Annotated in this window: 12 protein-coding genes; 9 read left to right on the top strand and 3 right to left on the bottom strand. The window is 72.9% G+C overall.

Annotation, left to right across the window (positions count from 1 at the left end; genetic code table 11):
* Position 1: 1 nt before the first annotated feature.
* On the bottom strand, positions 2 to 3250 hold the full coding sequence (locus ASD62_RS08675) for a M36 family metallopeptidase (RefSeq protein ID WP_235530669.1): 3249 nt from the start codon (positions 3248 to 3250) through the stop codon (positions 2 to 4).
* Positions 3251 to 3494: 244 nt separating this feature from the next.
* Between ASD62_RS08675 and ASD62_RS19725 the strand changes: the two genes are divergently transcribed.
* The 3 genes from ASD62_RS19725 to ASD62_RS19720 all read left to right on the top strand — a co-directional run bounded on the left by ASD62_RS19725 (position 3495) and on the right by ASD62_RS19720 (position 6425).
* Positions 3495 to 3593: a 30S ribosomal protein bS22 gene (locus tag ASD62_RS19725; protein ID WP_003792170.1), complete on the top strand. Its 99-nt coding sequence runs from the start codon at positions 3495 to 3497 to the stop codon at positions 3591 to 3593.
* 247 nt (positions 3594 to 3840) lie between these two features.
* Positions 3841 to 4890: an NAD-dependent epimerase/dehydratase family protein gene (locus tag ASD62_RS08670; RefSeq protein WP_056915612.1), complete on the top strand. Its 1050-nt coding sequence runs from the start codon at positions 3841 to 3843 to the stop codon at positions 4888 to 4890.
* On the top strand, positions 4890 to 6425 hold the full coding sequence (locus ASD62_RS19720; RefSeq protein WP_082580642.1) for a lysophospholipid acyltransferase family protein: 1536 nt from the start codon (positions 4890 to 4892) through the stop codon (positions 6423 to 6425). Before ASD62_RS08670 ends, ASD62_RS19720 begins: the two co-directional genes overlap by 1 nt.
* A gap of 92 nt (positions 6426 to 6517) precedes the next feature.
* Here the strand turns inward: ASD62_RS19720 and ASD62_RS08660 are convergent, their stop codons facing one another.
* Both ASD62_RS08660 and ASD62_RS08655 read right to left on the bottom strand, forming a co-directional pair.
* Entirely contained in the window at positions 6518 to 7741 is a 1224-nt protein-coding gene (locus ASD62_RS08660; protein WP_056915611.1) for a DUF5667 domain-containing protein, read from the bottom strand.
* Positions 7742 to 7872: 131 nt separating this feature from the next.
* On the bottom strand, positions 7873 to 8688 hold the full coding sequence (locus ASD62_RS08655) for a sigma-70 family RNA polymerase sigma factor (RefSeq protein WP_235529328.1): 816 nt from the start codon (positions 8686 to 8688) through the stop codon (positions 7873 to 7875).
* 168 nt (positions 8689 to 8856) lie between these two features.
* Here ASD62_RS08655 and ASD62_RS08650 point away from each other — a divergent pair, with 168 nt between their 5' ends.
* The 6 genes from ASD62_RS08650 to hemB all read left to right on the top strand — a co-directional run bounded on the left by ASD62_RS08650 (position 8857) and on the right by hemB (position 15019).
* Positions 8857 to 9126 (top strand): glutaredoxin family protein, encoded by a 270-nt coding sequence (locus ASD62_RS08650; RefSeq protein WP_056915610.1) that lies wholly within the window; start codon positions 8857 to 8859, stop codon positions 9124 to 9126.
* Between the two features lie 158 nt (positions 9127 to 9284).
* The gene (locus ASD62_RS08645; RefSeq protein WP_056915609.1) at positions 9285 to 9977 is read left to right on the top strand and encodes a redox-sensing transcriptional repressor Rex; all 693 of its coding nucleotides are present in this window, start codon (positions 9285 to 9287) and stop codon (positions 9975 to 9977) included.
* Positions 9974 to 11281 (top strand): glutamyl-tRNA reductase, encoded by a 1308-nt coding sequence (locus ASD62_RS08640; protein ID WP_056915608.1) that lies wholly within the window; start codon positions 9974 to 9976, stop codon positions 11279 to 11281. Before ASD62_RS08645 ends, ASD62_RS08640 begins: the two co-directional genes overlap by 4 nt.
* On the top strand, positions 11278 to 12396 hold the full coding sequence (hemC, locus tag ASD62_RS08635; protein WP_200956867.1) for a hydroxymethylbilane synthase: 1119 nt from the start codon (positions 11278 to 11280) through the stop codon (positions 12394 to 12396). The genes ASD62_RS08640 and hemC overlap by 4 nt, the downstream gene beginning before the upstream one ends.
* Positions 12393 to 14018 carry a uroporphyrinogen-III synthase gene (locus ASD62_RS08630; RefSeq protein ID WP_056915607.1) on the top strand — a complete coding sequence of 542 codons (1626 nt, stop codon included), beginning with the start codon at positions 12393 to 12395 and terminating at the stop codon, positions 14016 to 14018. Before hemC ends, ASD62_RS08630 begins: the two co-directional genes overlap by 4 nt.
* Before the next feature lie 5 nt (positions 14019 to 14023).
* Complete coding sequence (gene hemB, locus ASD62_RS08625; RefSeq protein ID WP_082580983.1) at positions 14024 to 15019, top strand: porphobilinogen synthase; 996 nt, start codon at positions 14024 to 14026, stop codon at positions 15017 to 15019.
* Positions 15020 to 15041 lie beyond the last annotated feature (22 nt).

The raw sequence follows: 15041 nt of genomic DNA, 5'->3' as shown, positions 1-15041 counted from the left end.
GTCAGCGGTTGTCGACCGCGGTGACCGCCACCTTGACGTTCGCGCCGGTGTAGAGCTGCGTCACCAGGTAGACCGAGCCGGGTGGGATGACCGCCGACTCGTCGCCGGCCGCGGTCGCGACCGACCCGGTGGGCTGGCAGGAGCTGTCGAGGAAGTACAGGTCGAGGTCGTGCCCGACCGTGGCGTCCGCGTCGCTCGTGCCCTTGACCGACACCGAGTGCAGCCCGTCGGAGAACCCGGCCGGGAACTTGCTCACCCAGCCGTCCACCCCCTGGCTGGCCGGCGGGAACGTGCAGGCGGTGTTCATCTCCGTGCCCGTGACCCCGAAGACGTTCTGCAGCCCGGTGGCGTCACCCGCGGCGGGGTTCGGCGCGGTGATGGTGCCGGAGTCCGTGAAGGGCTTGTCAGGGGTGACCGAGCCGTTCTGGACGACCGCCCCGGACCCGAACACCTCGATGTCGGCGACCTGCGCCTGGGTGGCGGTGTTGCCCTGCACCGAGTCGACGAAGAACCGCACGTACCCCGCCTTCACCGGCGTCGACAACGCGAACGTCGTGAAGTTGAGGTCGGGCGCCGTGGGCCGCGGCGCGGCATACGCGAAGGCACCGGTGCGGGCCGTCGTCCAGGTGACCCCGTCGGTCGAGGTCTGCACGGTGAAGCCCTTGAGGGCGCTGAACCGCGAGGCGTTGGTGGCCTTGAACGCGCTGACGCGCACGCTGCTCACCGTGGCGGGAGCCGCGAGCTTCACGGTCACCCGCTGGTCCGGTCCCTGGTTGTACGGCGTCGTGCCCGCCTTGGTCGCCCAGACCGACGCCGCGGTGTCGTCGAAGGCGAACTTCGCCGGTGCACCGTCGTCCTGGCTGGACGCGCTCACCACCGTGGCACCCGCCGAGGTGGAGGCGAGGTTGGGGGCCAGCTTGATGGTGCGGGCCGCGTTCCTGCCCGCAGCGACGGCGAACCCGTCGATCGTCTGCACGCCGAACCCGGGGGCCTGGAGGGTCAGCGGGTAGGTGCCGGCGACGGCCTTGACGGAGAAGCCGCCGGTGGAGCCGGTCCGGCCGAGCGGGCTCACCCGCGCCTCGAAGCGACCGAGGATGACCTTGGCGTTCGGGACGGCCTTGCCGGTCGTGGCGTTGAGGACGGTCAGGGCGACCGTGCCGTTGGGCGCCGCGGCCGGGTGGTCGAAGCCGGGGGTCGGGTCGGTGTCGTCGCCCGTGATGCTCCTGGCCGAGGCGCCGGCGCCACGCTTGGCGAAGACCGACCAGATGAGGTCGGTGTTGGCGCCGTGGAAGCGGTCGAGGTCGGCGGACAGGATGCCGTCGCGGGCGTCGAGGAAGGACGGGTCCGGTGCGGTCAGCGGCATGCCGTCGGTCACGAGCCGGGCCGCCACGTCCGCGCCCTTGGCCGCGCCGTAGCGGGCCACGAGGGCCTTGCGCAGGTCCCACAGCGTGGCCGTCCAGATCTCACCGTCGGCGTGCACCTCGGGCCCGGTGAGGTCGTAGCCGATGTCGCCGAACGTGGTGGGGTTCTGGTCGTAGTTCCAGTTGCGGATGCCGCGGGTCGCGTTGCCGGTCACGTAGTCGCCCACGATCGGCTTGCTGAGCAGGCCGGCGTTGAACCCGTGGTTGAGCGCGTACCAGTCGGACCAGCCCTCACCCATCGACCCGGCCTGCTGCGAACCGAGCGCACTGCCACCCGCGACGTACCGCGTCGACAGGCCGTGGGTGTACTCGTGCTGGATGACGCTCATGTCGAACGAGCCGTCGCGGTAGGGCCCCTCGAACGCGTCGTCGATCGGCTCCCAGAGGAACATCCCGCTCCACGGCGGGATGCCGTCGTCGAGCGTGAGCATGTAGGCGTTGTCCCGACCGGTGTAGGTGGGGCTGCCACCGGAGGCGGCGCCGGCCTGGACGAGGCCGCGGATCGCGTCGCCGCCCATGCCCCCGTTGCTGCCGTTGTCGAGCTGGAAGTTGCCCGCGGACTCGGTGAAGCCGAGCGCGTAATACTCGTCGTGGATCCGGTTGTGCTGGAAGAACAAGTTGGTCGCGGCGGGGTTGAGGTCCTGGGCGTACGACGGGGGGGTCGTCTGGCCCTTGGTCGCCGCCCACTGGTTCGTGTAGGTGTAGCTGAAGTTGCCCGTCGGAGCGACCGGCCGGGGCGCATTGTCAACAGGCGCAAGGAAGTTCGACCAGTTGGCGTAGGTGTCGGCGTTGTTGCCGTACGTCGTCACACCGGTGCCGACGAGTCCTGTCGGGTCCACCCAGCCCTTGGGGGACTGGGCCGTCGGCCCGAACGACTGCTGTCGGGGCGTGCCGCCCTTCGCGGCCCCCGGGTGGTTGTCGTACACCGTGCCCTGGGGGTCCTCCGCGTGCTGGACGACGCTGGTGCGGTAGAGGATCCGACCCGTGGTGCCGTCGACGACGACCTCCCAGGCCTGCGTCGTGCTCTTGAGGAAGTACACCTTGTATGCCGCGACGGGGCCGGCCTTGGTGCCGAACGTGACCTTCTTGACGTACGACGGGCCGCCGAACGGTCCCCGGGCGAAAGTGGTGTACCCGGCCTGCCTGCCGTCCGCCTTCGGCGTGAAGGCGGTCCCGGGTGCGAGGACGCCGGCGGTCCGCAGCAGGGCGCCGGTCTCACCCAGCACCCAGCCGCCCGTGAGGGTCGCGCCGGGGGTGGGGTCACCGGCATACGAGAGGACCCGACCGTCCTGGGTGACCGCGATGTTGAGCCGACCGCCCCGGGCGGCGGCCACCCCGGCGGTGGTCTGCACGAGGTCCACGACGTGCGTCCCCGTGCCGGGGAGCGTGTGGTCGCGCACGACCGCGAGGCCGTCGACCTGGCCGGCGGTGAGCCCGAACGCCGCAGCGTTGGACCGCACCCAGCCGCGGGCCACGGCGACGGCGGACCCGGTGGCGGGCGCCGTCAGCGGCTGCGACCCGCGCAGGGACCGCAGGGTCCCGAAGCGTTCGTCCCAGGTCGCACGCGCACCGGCGCCGCTGCGGGCGAGCAGCGCGCTCAACGCGTTCTTCGCGGCGGTGGTCGGGACGACGGGACGGGCCACGGCCCGGGTGTCGAGCGTCCTGGCGAGCGCGTCGACGGTGTCGCCGAGTGCCGGCAGCGCCGGCGAGCCGACGGCGTCGGGGACGGCGGCGGGGGCGCCCGCCGCGGAGGAGAGGGGGAGGGCGGTGGCGGCCGCGGTCAGCAGGCACACCCCCATGGCGATCGAGTGCGTGCGGGACGTCTTCACGGGATCTCCTGCGGACGGGCGGGTCCTCTGTGACCCGGTCGCCCTGTCAACGAGGCCCCTGACGTGGGGTTACTCGGCCTGCGTGGCGGACTGCCGTCGTGGTCGCGTCGGATCCCCGCCACGGGTCGCGCAGAGGGCGAGTTTGGGTGGGACGTGTCGGGCCGCTAGAGTGGCCACCACTGTTCGGCGTGGTGCGTTGGTTCGTTGCCCCGTCCGGCAACACACCACGACCGCAAGGACACTCATGGGCTCTGTCATCAAGAAGCGCCGCAAGCGGATGGCGAAGAAGAAGCACCGCAAGCTGCTTCGCAAGACCCGCCACCAGCGTCGCAACAAGAAGTGATCAAAGGCCTCCGCAGCGCGGGGGCCTTTGCTCTGCCCGGACGCGCAGTCTGGTCCGCGGCCGGGGGGCCGGGTGGTCCGCGGGCCCACGCCCCCCGCGGCGCCCCGAGTGTGATGAGCGCCGCGTCCACGACGAGGACGCACCCCTCGACGGACGGGCCCGGCTGGATAGGGTGGCATCGGCTGCGAGGAGTGGGACGGCTCGTGACCGCACCAGTTCGTGACTGCGAGATCCAGGGGAGGTGGCCATGGCTGATGTCGTCCTCGTGACCGGCGTCTCCCGCTACCTCGGCGGCCAGTTCGCCCGGCAGCTCACCCAGGACCCGTCGGTCTCCCGGGTCATCGGCGTCGACGTCATCCCGCCCCCGCACGACATCGGTCGGGCGGAGTTCGTGCGGGCCGACATCCGCAACCCGATGATCGGCAAGATCATCGCGCAGTCCGAGGTCGACACCGTCGTCCACATGAACGTCATCGCGACGCCCACGCACGCCGGCGGACGGACCTCCCAGAAGGAGATCAACGTCATCGGCACCATGCAGCTGCTCGCTGCGTGCCAGAAGGCGCCGAGCATCCGCCGGCTCGTCGTGAAGTCGTCCGCAGCCGTCTACGGTTCGAGCCCCCGTGACCCCGCGATGTTCACCGAGGACATGGGCCCGAAGGCGTTGCCCCGGGCCGGTTTCGGCAAGGACTCGGTCGAGGTCGAGGGGTACGTGCGCGGGTTCTCGCGGCGCCGGCCCGACGTCGAGATCTCCATGCTGCGGTTCGCCAACATCATCGGCCCTGGCATCCGCACCTCCCTGACCGACTACTTCGCCCTGCCCGTCGTGCCGGTGCCGTTCGGGTATGACGCGCGCCTGCAGTTCGTCCACGAGCGTGACGCCGTCGGCGCCCTGCTGCTGGCCACGACCGGCCCGGCCGCCGGCATCACGAACATCTCGGGCGACGGCATCATCACCGTCACGCAGGCGGCAGGCATGGCGGGGCGGCCCGTGCTCCCCGTGCCGATGCCGGCTGCCGGGGTGTTCGGCCTCCTGGTCAAGCGCTCGGGCCTGGCCGACTTCAGCAGCGACCAGATCCAGTTCCTCGCCTACGGTCGAGGTCTGGACACCCGCCGGATGCGCGAGGTGTTGGGGTTCGAACCCGCGTTCACCACCCGTGAGGCCTTTGCCGACTACGTCCGCGGCATCGGCTCGGCCCTGCCCGGCGGGGCGGCCCTGGGGGCGGCCGTGTCCGGTGTGGCCGGTTCTGCCGCGACGGCGATCGGTCACGTGTGGGCGGCAGGGAGGAACGACTGATGGCGACCAGCGAGCCCACGAAGAAGGCCACCGCGGCGACGCGGACCACGGCCGCGAAGCGGTCGGCGGCGACCACGAGGTCCGCCGCGAAGACGGCGGCCGGGAAGTCCGCGGCCAGGAAGTCCACGACCACGAAGTCCGCGGCCGCCAAGAGGTCGTCGGCGTCCACGAGGTCCGCCGCGAAGACGGCGGCGCCCCGCCGGGGTGCCCTGGCCGCCGGGGCGGCTCGTGCCTCGGGCGAGCGCGCGCGCCGCCGCAGCACCCCCCTGATCCAGGCGCCCGCTGCAACGACCCGCACCACCGCCCCCGAGACGGCGGTGACACCCGCACCCGCACCCGCGACCGCGAGCGAGCCGACGGCTCCCGCCAGGGCCACCGCGACCGCGTCGAGCGCGGGCAAGCACCGGCCGCGTCCGGTCGCCAAGGCCGTCCCGAGCCGCAAGGCGGTGGCGCGGTCCGGGGCCCGCACCGGACGACCGGTCAGGGCGCGGACCGCCAAGAAGTCGGCAGCGTCCAGCGCGACCCGCCCGACCCGGGTGCTCAAGGCCGTGCCCGACGAGGTCGTGCTGCCCCCGGAGCTCGTCGTGCCGACCCCCGACCGCACCTCCCGCAGCATCGCGCCCGGGGTGGAGGAGCTGCTCACGGCCGGCATCGCCGCGATCCGGGTCGCGGCGGAGGCCGCCGGGGTCTCGCCCGATGACGTCGAGCGGCACCTCGCCGCGATGCTGTCCTACCTGCGCCGGCGGATCACCGGCGACTACGCGGTGGACGAGTTCGGTTTCGACGAGGACTTCACCCGCCACTTCTACCTGCCCGTGCTGCGCCCGCTCTACCGGTCGTGGTTCCGGGTCGAGGTGCGCGGCATCGAGAACATCCCGGCGACCGGTGGCGGCCTCGTGGTCGCGAACCACTCGGGCACCATCGCGATGGACTCACTGATGACGCAGGTCGCCGTCCACGACGAGCACCCGGCCCACCGCCACCTGCGCATGCTCGGCGCCGACCTGGTGTTCCAGACGCCCGTCGTCGGGCAGGTCGCCAGGAAGTCGGGGTCGACCCTCGCGGCGAACCCCGACGCGGAGCGGCTGCTGTCCAACGGCGAGCTGTGCGGCGTCTGGCCCGAAGGCTTCAAGGGGGTCGGCAAGCCGTTCAGCGAGCGCTACAAGCTGCAGCGCTTCGGCCGTGGCGGGTTCGTCTCGGCGGCGCTGCGCACCGGTGCGCCGATCATCCCGTGCTCCATCGTCGGGGCCGAGGAGATCTACCCGATCATCGGCAACATGAAGGCCGTGGCCCGGCTCTTCGGCGCCCCCTACGCGCCGATCACGCCGACGTGGCCGCTGCTGGGTCCGCTGGGGCTGATCCCGCTGCCGAGCAAGTGGATCATCGAGTTCGGGCGCCCGGTGGAGACCGCCGACCTCGGACCGGGTGCGGCCGACGACCCCATGCTCGTCTTCGACCTCACCGACCAGGTGCGCGAGACGATCCAGCAGACGCTGTACTCGCTGCTCATGCAGCGCCGCTCGGTCTTCTTCTGACCGAGCGCCCTCGGGAGGGCGCCTGCACTGCGTGCGGGAGAAGCAGCGTGGCGGTGGCCCGCAGCGCTCGCTGCGCAGCCGCGCCCAGGGGGTCAGGGGAGCTTGATCGTCGACCCGGGGAGCGTCACCGGGCCGAGCGTCGACCCGGGGAGCGTCGCGGTCACGCCGCCGGTCCCGACCGTGGCCGAGGGGAGCGGGACCGTCACCGTCGCGGACGGCAGGGGGAGGGTCGCGCTGATCGTGGGCAGGGTCGCGGTCGCGCCACGGGTCGACAGGGTGGCCCCGACGCCGCCGCCACCGATGGTTGCCCCGCCCGTGCCCGCGGTCGCGCTGGGAGCCGGCCCGTTGCCGCCGACGCCACCTGCGCCACCTGCGCCGCCGGTGACCGGGGCGTCGGGGACGGTGATGCCGCCGCCACCGGCGGTCGCCGGGGAGCTCGACGAACCCGAGCGGACCGGGCCGGACGTGGAGCTCGCGGTGCTGGTGACGTTCGGCAGGGACGACGGCTGGAGGCTGGTCCGCAGCACCTCACCACAGTGCCCGCCGCAGGCGGCGATGCGCCTGGCGGTGGCCACCTGGGAGTCCCGCAGCAGCGCCTCGAGCCGGTCGAGCGACGCGCGGGAGCCGAGCGGGACCTCGTCGCGGAGCGCGTCGACCTGCGGCAGCGCCCGGTCGGTGAAGTCGCGCTGGGCGAGCAGCGCCTGCGGGTTGCCGGTGGCGGCGTAGTCGCGGTCGAGGGCCCGCTGGCCGGCCTGCACCGCGTCGGCGGCGGCGGACAGGGCGGTGTTGATGTCGCCGACGTCGGGGTCGGTGCGAGCAGCCAGGTCCCGGCTGTCGGAGATGTGCTCCTGGGCCTGTCCGAGGTACGTCGTCCCGCGCTGGAAGTCGCTGGTCGCCAGTCGGACGGCCACCCCGTCGAGCCAGCCCTTCACCGGGTACAGGGACTCGCCGGGCACGGCCGAGCGCGATGCGACGCCGACGATGCCACCGACCAGGAGGGCGGAGGCCGCGGCGCCGACCAGAGCCCGCGGCAGCCCGCGACCGACGACGACCACGACGGGGGCGGTGCGGGCGGCGGCCCTTCGCGCCGTCGCGGCGCGGGCCGCGGCCGGCGTGGGGGCGGGCAGGGACCGCGCCTCGACCATGAGGCGCTCGCGCAGGGCGGCGACGAACTCGGCGTCGGGCCCGGGAGCGACGGCGCCGACCGACAGCAGCTGGTGGCTGGTCTCGAGGAGGGCGCGAACGCGCGGGTCGTCGGGGTGCTCTCCCTCGAGCGCACGCTGGAAACGATCTGCCGAACGGTTCAGGACTGCCATGCCGACACCTCCCTCCCCAGCTCGGTCGCGGTCTTACGTGCTGAGAACGACGCGGAGGGGCGGAAGTTACGCAGGAAACCCGTGCGAACCGGGCGGACCGCACGGGGCCGGCCCCGGGCGTCATCGACCGCTCAGAGCGCGACATCGGCGAGCTCCCGGTGCAGCGAACGGACGGCCCGCAGCTGGAGCTGCTTGACCGCCCCCTCGGACTTCCCGAGGACCTTGGCGGTCTCTGCGAGGGTGAGCCCCTGGAGGAAGCGCAGCACGACGCACTCGGCCTGCTCCGGCTTGAGGTTCTTGACGGCGGTGAGCAGGCGCTCGTCACGGAGCCGGTCGAGCACCTCCTGGTCGGGGGCGTCCACGCGCCGGTCGGCGTCGAGCATGTCGGCCGTGGTCACCTCCATGCGGAAGCGGGCCGACTTGGCGTTGTCGGTGATGAGGTTGCGGGCGATGGTGATGAACCAGGCCGCGATGTCACGGCCCTGCCAGGAGAAGGAGTCCATCCTGCGCAGGGCCCGCAGGAACGTCTCCGAGGTGATGTCCTCGGCGAGCTGCTGGCCCCCGACGCGGACGTAGACGTAGCGGTAGACCACGTCCACGTAGCGCTCGTAGAGCATCCCGAACGCCTCGGCATCGCCGCGCTGGGCCAGCTCGACGAGGGCGCTGATCCGCTCGAAGTCCTGGGGCGCCTCGCCCGGACCGAACCCGGCGCGCGCCGCCGGACCGGAGTCCTCCCCGCGGCCACCACCCGAGCCGTCGAGGGTCTCGCCACCGGCGACGCTGAGGGCGACCCGGAGCTGGTCGAGGAACCGCTGCGTCGCCGGTCCCATGCCGTGTCCGTCCAGTCCGACCCCTGCCGCGGCCGGGACGAGGCCGCCGAACGGGTCCGTGCCCAGGGCAGCGCGCAGCCCCGCGAACGGGTCCGCGGCACGGCGACGTGGGCGCATCCAGATAGGGGGAACCTCCTGACCGGACAGTTTTGCCGAAATCACGGCGTTTGTCAGGAGACCTCCACCACACCCGGACGCACCCGGAGCCCGTCGCAGGGCAACTCACGTACCGACGGGTAACCCTCGCGTCGATCGGAACCCCGGCACGCGGCATACGCTGGTCACATGCCCGACCACGCAGAGACCGATGGGGCCGTCGCGCCGCGGATCCGACTCCTCGGCAAGCCCGGCTGCCACCTGTGCGACGACGCCCGGGCCGTGGTCGCCAGGGTCGCCGCAGACCTGGGGGTGGGGTGGCGCGAGGACTCGGTGCTGGACGACCCGGCCCTGATGGAGCAGTACGGCGAGCAGATCCCGGTGACGTTCGTCGACGGGCGTCAGCACGACTACTGGCGGGTCGACGAGACCCGGCTCCGCGCCGCCCTGCAGTCCTGAGCGAGGGTGCCGTGAGGGGCCGTGGTGACGTGGCTCACGCGGCGCGTGAGACGGCTGCTTGTGACTTTGTGCATCGGTTCACAAAGGCGTAATCTCGGTTCGCAGCCCGCGTCAGCCAGGTGCGGACCTTGCATGAACTGAAGGAGCCGGAGAAGACGTTGTCTGCCGACCCGAGCGCTCGTCGGGGCATACCCGACGCCACGGTGGCACGGTTGCCGGAGTACCTGCGCGCCCTGACGGGGTTCGCCGAACGCGGCATCACGTCCGTGTCCTCCGAGGAGCTCGCGGCTGCCGCGGGGGTCCGCAGCGCCAAGCTGCGCAAGGACCTGTCGCACCTGGGTTCCTATGGCGTCCGCGGGGTCGGCTACGAGGTGGACCACCTCGCCTACCAGATCTCCCGCGAGCTCGGACTCACCCAGGACTGGCCCGTGGCCATCGTGGGGATGGGCAACCTTGGGCACGCGCTCGCGGCCTACAGCGGGTTCGCCACGCGGGGGTTCCGCGTCGTCGCCCTGCTCGACCAGGACACCGTCCTGCACGAGCAGGAGATCGCCGGCCTGCCGGTGCAGCCGATGGAGGCCCTCCCGTCACTGGTCACCGACCAGGGCCTGGCCATCGGGGTCATCGCGACCCCGGCCGCGTCGGCCCAGTCCGTGTGTGACCAGCTCGTCGCCGCCGGGGTCCGCTCGATCCTCAACTTCGCACCGTGCGTGCTCGTCGTGCCCGAGGGCGTCGACGTCCGCAAGGTCGACCTCTCGACCGAGCTGCAGATCCTCGCCTTCCACGAGCAGCGCAAGTCGCTGGCCGCCCAGGGGGCCCTCGACGCCGTGGCCGAGGCGGTGTCGCGATGAGCCTGGTCATCCTGGGCCTGTCCCACCACACCGCGCCGCTGAGCCTCCTCGAGTCGATGTCCCTCGACGCCGACGGGCGCTCCGCCCTCGCGGCCAACCTCTTCGCCCGCGACAACCTCTCCGAGGTCACCGTGGTGTCCACGTGCAACCGCACCGAGGTGTATGCCGAGTCGCTCACCTTCCACGGCGCCGTCACGGACCTCACCGACGCCCTCACCGAGGTGACCGGGGTGTCGCGCGACGAGCTGCGCGAACACCTCTACGTCCACTACGAGGACCGGGCCATCGCCCACGCCTTCACGGTCGCCTGCGGCCTGGACTCGATGGCGGTCGGCGAGGCGCAGATCCTCGGCCAGATGCGCACGTCGCTGCGCGAGGCCCAGCGCGCCGGGCACGCCGGGCCGTCCCTGAACACCCTCTTCCAGCAGGCGCTGCGGGTGGGCAAGCGGGCACACACCGAGACCGGGATCGACTCGGTCAGCGTCTCGCTCGTCGAGGCCGGGCTGGCCCGCGCCGAGCGCGAGCTGGGTTCGCTCGGGGGCCTCGACGTGCTCGTCGTCGGCGCGGGCGGCATGAGCTCGCTCGCGGCGACCACGGTGGCCCGGCGCGGCGTGCGTTCCCTCACCATCGTCAACCGCACGCTGTCCAAGGCCACGCGGCTGGCCGAGCGCACCGGGGCGAAGGCGCGTCCCCTGGACGAGCTCCACCGCGCCCTCGCCGGCGCCGACGTGGTCATCTCCTGCACCGGCTCCACCGGGGTCGTCGTCGACCTCGCCGGTGCCGCCGACGCCCAGGTGCTGCGTGCCGGTCGTCCCCAGGCGTACGTCGACCTGGCCCTGCCGCACGACGTCGCCCCCGAGGTCGACTCCCTCAACGGTGTGACCCTGGCCGGGCTCGCCTCCCTCGGTGCCGACCTGTCCGGCGGCGAGACCTCGAGCGAGGTGCAACAGGTGGCCGACCTCGTGATCGGCGAGGTCGCGGCGTACCTCACCTCCCGTGCGGCGGAGACCGTGGCCCCGACGGTGGCCGCCCTGCGCTCGCACGCCGCCGACGTCGTCGCCGGTGAGCTCTCGCGCCTCGACCAGCGACTGCCCGACCTCGACGACACCGAGCGGGCCGAGGTCCAGCTCGCGGTGCACCGCATCGTCGAGAAGCTGCTGCACACCCCCACCGTCCGCGTGAAGGAGCTCGCCGTGGGCGGTCACGGCGACGGGTACGCCCAGGCCCTGCGCGAGCTGTTCGACCTGCGCCCCGGCGAGGCCGCCACGATGTCCGTGCCGCCCGAGCGGGGAGGTATGCCGTGAGCTCCACGACCGCATACGCGACCGGCTCCCAGCCGGCCACCCGCCCGCTCACCCTGCGTCTCGGCACCCGGCGCAGCGCGCTCGCGACGACGCAGTCGTCGTGGGTCGCCGACCGGTTGCGCGCCCTGGGCCACACGGTCGACCTCGTCACCATCGTCACCGAGGGCGACACCTCGACCGCGTCGCTCTCGACGCTGGGCGGGACGGGCGTCTTCGCCGCGGCGCTGCGCCGCGCCCTGCTGGCCGGCGAGGTCGACTTCGCCGTCCACTCGCTCAAGGACCTGCCCACCGCCCCCGAGCCGGGCCTGACCATCGCCGCCGTCCCGGTCCGCGAGGACCCGCGCGACGTCCTCGTCGCCTCGGAGGGCCGCACCCTCGGCGAGCTGGGGGAAGGTGCCGTCGTCGGCACCGGCTCCCCGCGCCGGGTCGCGCAGCTGGCCGCCCTCGGGATGGGCCTGTCCTTCAAGGACATCCGCGGCAACGTCGACACCCGCATCGCGATGGTGCACGACGGTGCCCTCGACGCCGTGGTGCTCGCGCGCGCCGGCCTGGCCCGGCTGGGCCGGTTGGACGAGGTGACCGAGTCGATCGACCCGCTGCAGATGCTGCCCGCGCCCGGTCAGGGCGCGCTGGCGGTCGAGTGCCGCGAGGACGACGGCGCCACGCGCTCGGCCCTGGCCGTCCTGGACCACGCCGACACCCGCGCCTGCGTGACCGCCGAGCGGGCCGTGCTGGCCCGGCTCGAGGCGGGGTGCTCCGCCCCGATCGGCGCGCTCGCCGAGGTCGTCGAGGGTGAGGACGGCCTCGAGCTGTCGCTGCGCGCGTTCGTCGGCGCGGTCGACGGCTCGGTCGACCTCCGTCGCTCCGTCGTCGGCCCCGTCGACGAGGCCGCCGCGCTCGGACACCGCCTCGCCGAGGTCCTCCTCGAGGACGGTGCCGACGTGCTGCGCGGGCCCGAGGAACGACCACCGGCTGACACCGGGGGCCCGGACCCGACGGGCGACCGCCCGTCCGGCCCCGGCCAGCCCCCCGACCCACCCGGGGCGAACGGAGCTACTCCGCTCGCCGCCCCCGACCGCCGCCCAGAAAACGACAGCACGGAGCGTGCCACGTGAGCCCCACGCGCACCCAGCCCACCACCAAGCCCACCCGCCAGCCGGGTCGTGTCGCCTTCGTCGGCGCCGGCCCGGGTGACGCCGGTCTGATGACCGTCCGCTCGATCGAGTTCCTCGCCAAGGCCGACGTCGTCGTCATCGACCAGGTCGCCCGCGAGGACGTCGTCGCCCGTCACTGCCGTGCGGACGTCGAGGTCGTCGACGCCGGTCACGGCGACCACGGCCAGCCGCTGACGCACGCGATGCGTGCCAAGCTCGTCGTCAAGGCGGCCAAGGCCGCCCACGGCGGGCTCGTCGTCCGCCTCATGGACGGCGACCCGGCCACCTTCAACGGCCTCGCCGAGGAGGCGCTGGCCTGCCAGAAGGCCGGCATCGGCTTCGACGTCGTCCCCGGTGTCAGCGCCGTCTCCGCGGTCCCGGCCTACGCCGGCATCCCGCTCACCTCGAGCAGCTCGCCGGCCGTGCACGTGATCGCGGCGAACGACCGGAGCGTCGACTGGTCCGCCTCGGCGACCGAGTCGGTCACCGTGGTGCTGCTCGGCGCGCCCGACGACCTCACCGGCGCACTGGCCAAGCTGCTGGCCGCCGGCCGGTCCGAGTCGTGCCCCGTCGCCCTGACCGAGCGCGGCACGACGATCCGCCAGTCGACCCGGGTCACCACGCTCGGTGAGGTCGCCAAGGTCATGAAGACCGTGGAGTTCCCGGCCCTGGCCGTCGTCGGCTCAACCGTCGCGCTGCGCGAGCAGCTGTCGTGGTTCGAGACCAAGCCGCTGTTCGGCTGGAACGTCCTGGTCCCGCGGACCAAGGAGCAGTCCGGCTCGACCATCTCCCGCCTCGAGTCCTACGGCGCCACCGCCGAGGTCGTCCCGACGATCAGCGTCGAGCCGCCCCGCACGCCCCAGCAGATGGAGCGCGCGGTCAAGGGCCTGGTCACCGGTCGCTACGAGTGGATCGGCTTCACCTCGGTCAACGCCGTCAAGGCCGTCCGCGAGAAGTTCGAGGAGTTCGGGCTCGACGCCCGCGCCTTCGCCGGGCTCAAGGTCGCGGCCGTCGGCGGGGTCACCGCCGAGGCGCTGCGCGAGTGGGGCATCGTCGCCGACATGGTGCCGTCGGGGGAGAAGTCCGCCAACGGCCTGCTCGCCGACTGGCCCCCCTTCGACGAGGTGCTCGACCCGATCAACCGGGTCTTCCTGCCCCGCGCCGACATCGCCACCGACACCCTCGTCGCCGGACTGGTCGAGATGGGTTGGGAGGTCGACGACGTCACGGCCTACCGCACCGTCCGTGCCGCTCCGCCCGCCGCGGAGATCCGTGAGGCCATCAAGGGCGGCCAGTTCGACGCCGCCGTCTTCACGTCGTCCTCGACGGTGCGCAACCTCGTCGGCATCGCCGGCAAGCCGCACCCGTCAACCGTCATCGCCTGCATCGGGCCGGCGACCGCCAAGGCGGCGGAGGAGCACGGCCTGCGGGTCGACGTCCTCGCCCCCGAGGCGTCCTCCGACTCCCTCGTCGACGCGCTGGCCGACTACGGGCTGGGCCTGGCTGCTGCTGCGGCCGAGGCCGGTGAGGACGTGGTGCGACCGAGCGCCAAGAAGGCCTCGTCGCGTCGTCGGGCGAAGTGACCGACGTGACTGACGCGCGTCTGCCTGCGGGACCGGTCCTCCGGCCCCGCAGGCTGCGGCAGTCCCCGGCCGTGCGCCGGCTGGTCGCCGAGACCCGCCTGCACCCGGCCGAGCTGGTGCTGCCGGTGTTCGTCCGCGAGGGGATCACCGAGCCGGTCGCGATCTCGGCCATGCCCGGGGTCGTCCAGCACACCGTCGAGTCCCTGGTCGCCGAGGCGCACCGCGCCGTCGAGGCGGGTCTCGGTGGCCTGATGCTGTTCGGGGTGCCGGAGCACAAGGACGCCACCGGCTCCGGTGCGGACGACCCGGAGGGCATCCTCAACATCGCCCTGCGTGCCGTCGCCGACGCGGTCGGTGACCGGCTCGTCGTCATGGCCGACCTGTGCCTCGACGAGTTCACCGACCACGGCCACTGCGGTGTCCTCACCGCGGACGGGCGCGTGGACAACGATGCGACCCTCGAGCGGTATGCCGCGATGGGCCTCGCGCAGGCCCGCGCCGGCGCAGCCGTGCTCGGCCTCTCCGGGATGATGGACGGCCAGGTGGCGTTCGTCCGCGACGCGCTCGATGCGGAGGGCTTCACCGACACGGTCATCCTGGCCTACTCGGCGAAGTACACCTCCGGGTTGTACGGGCCGTTCCGCGAGGCCGTGCAGTCCTCGCTCCAGGGCGACCGCGCGACCTACCAGCAGGACCCCGCGAACGCCACGGAGTCGTTGCGCGAGCTCGAGCTCGACATCGCCGAGGGCGCCGACATCGTCATGGTCAAGCCGGCCGGGCCGCACCTCGACATCGTCGCCGCGGCGGCTGCCATGTCACCGGTTCCCGTTGCGGCATACCAGATCTCGGGCGAGTACAGCCAGATCGTGGCTGCCGCCGAGAACGGCTGGATCGACCGTGAGCGGGTGATGATGGAGTCGCTCATCGGCATCCGTCGCGCCGGCGCGCAGATCATCCTGACCTACTTCGCGTTCGACGCCGCCGCCCTGCTCCGAGACTGACCCGCAGCGGCCNGAAGCGGTG

This window comes from Phycicoccus sp. Root563, assembly GCF_001427915.1.
Classification (GTDB): Bacteria; Actinomycetota; Actinomycetes; order Actinomycetales; family Dermatophilaceae; genus Pedococcus.
This window is presented reverse-complemented; position numbering and strand designations above follow the sequence as displayed.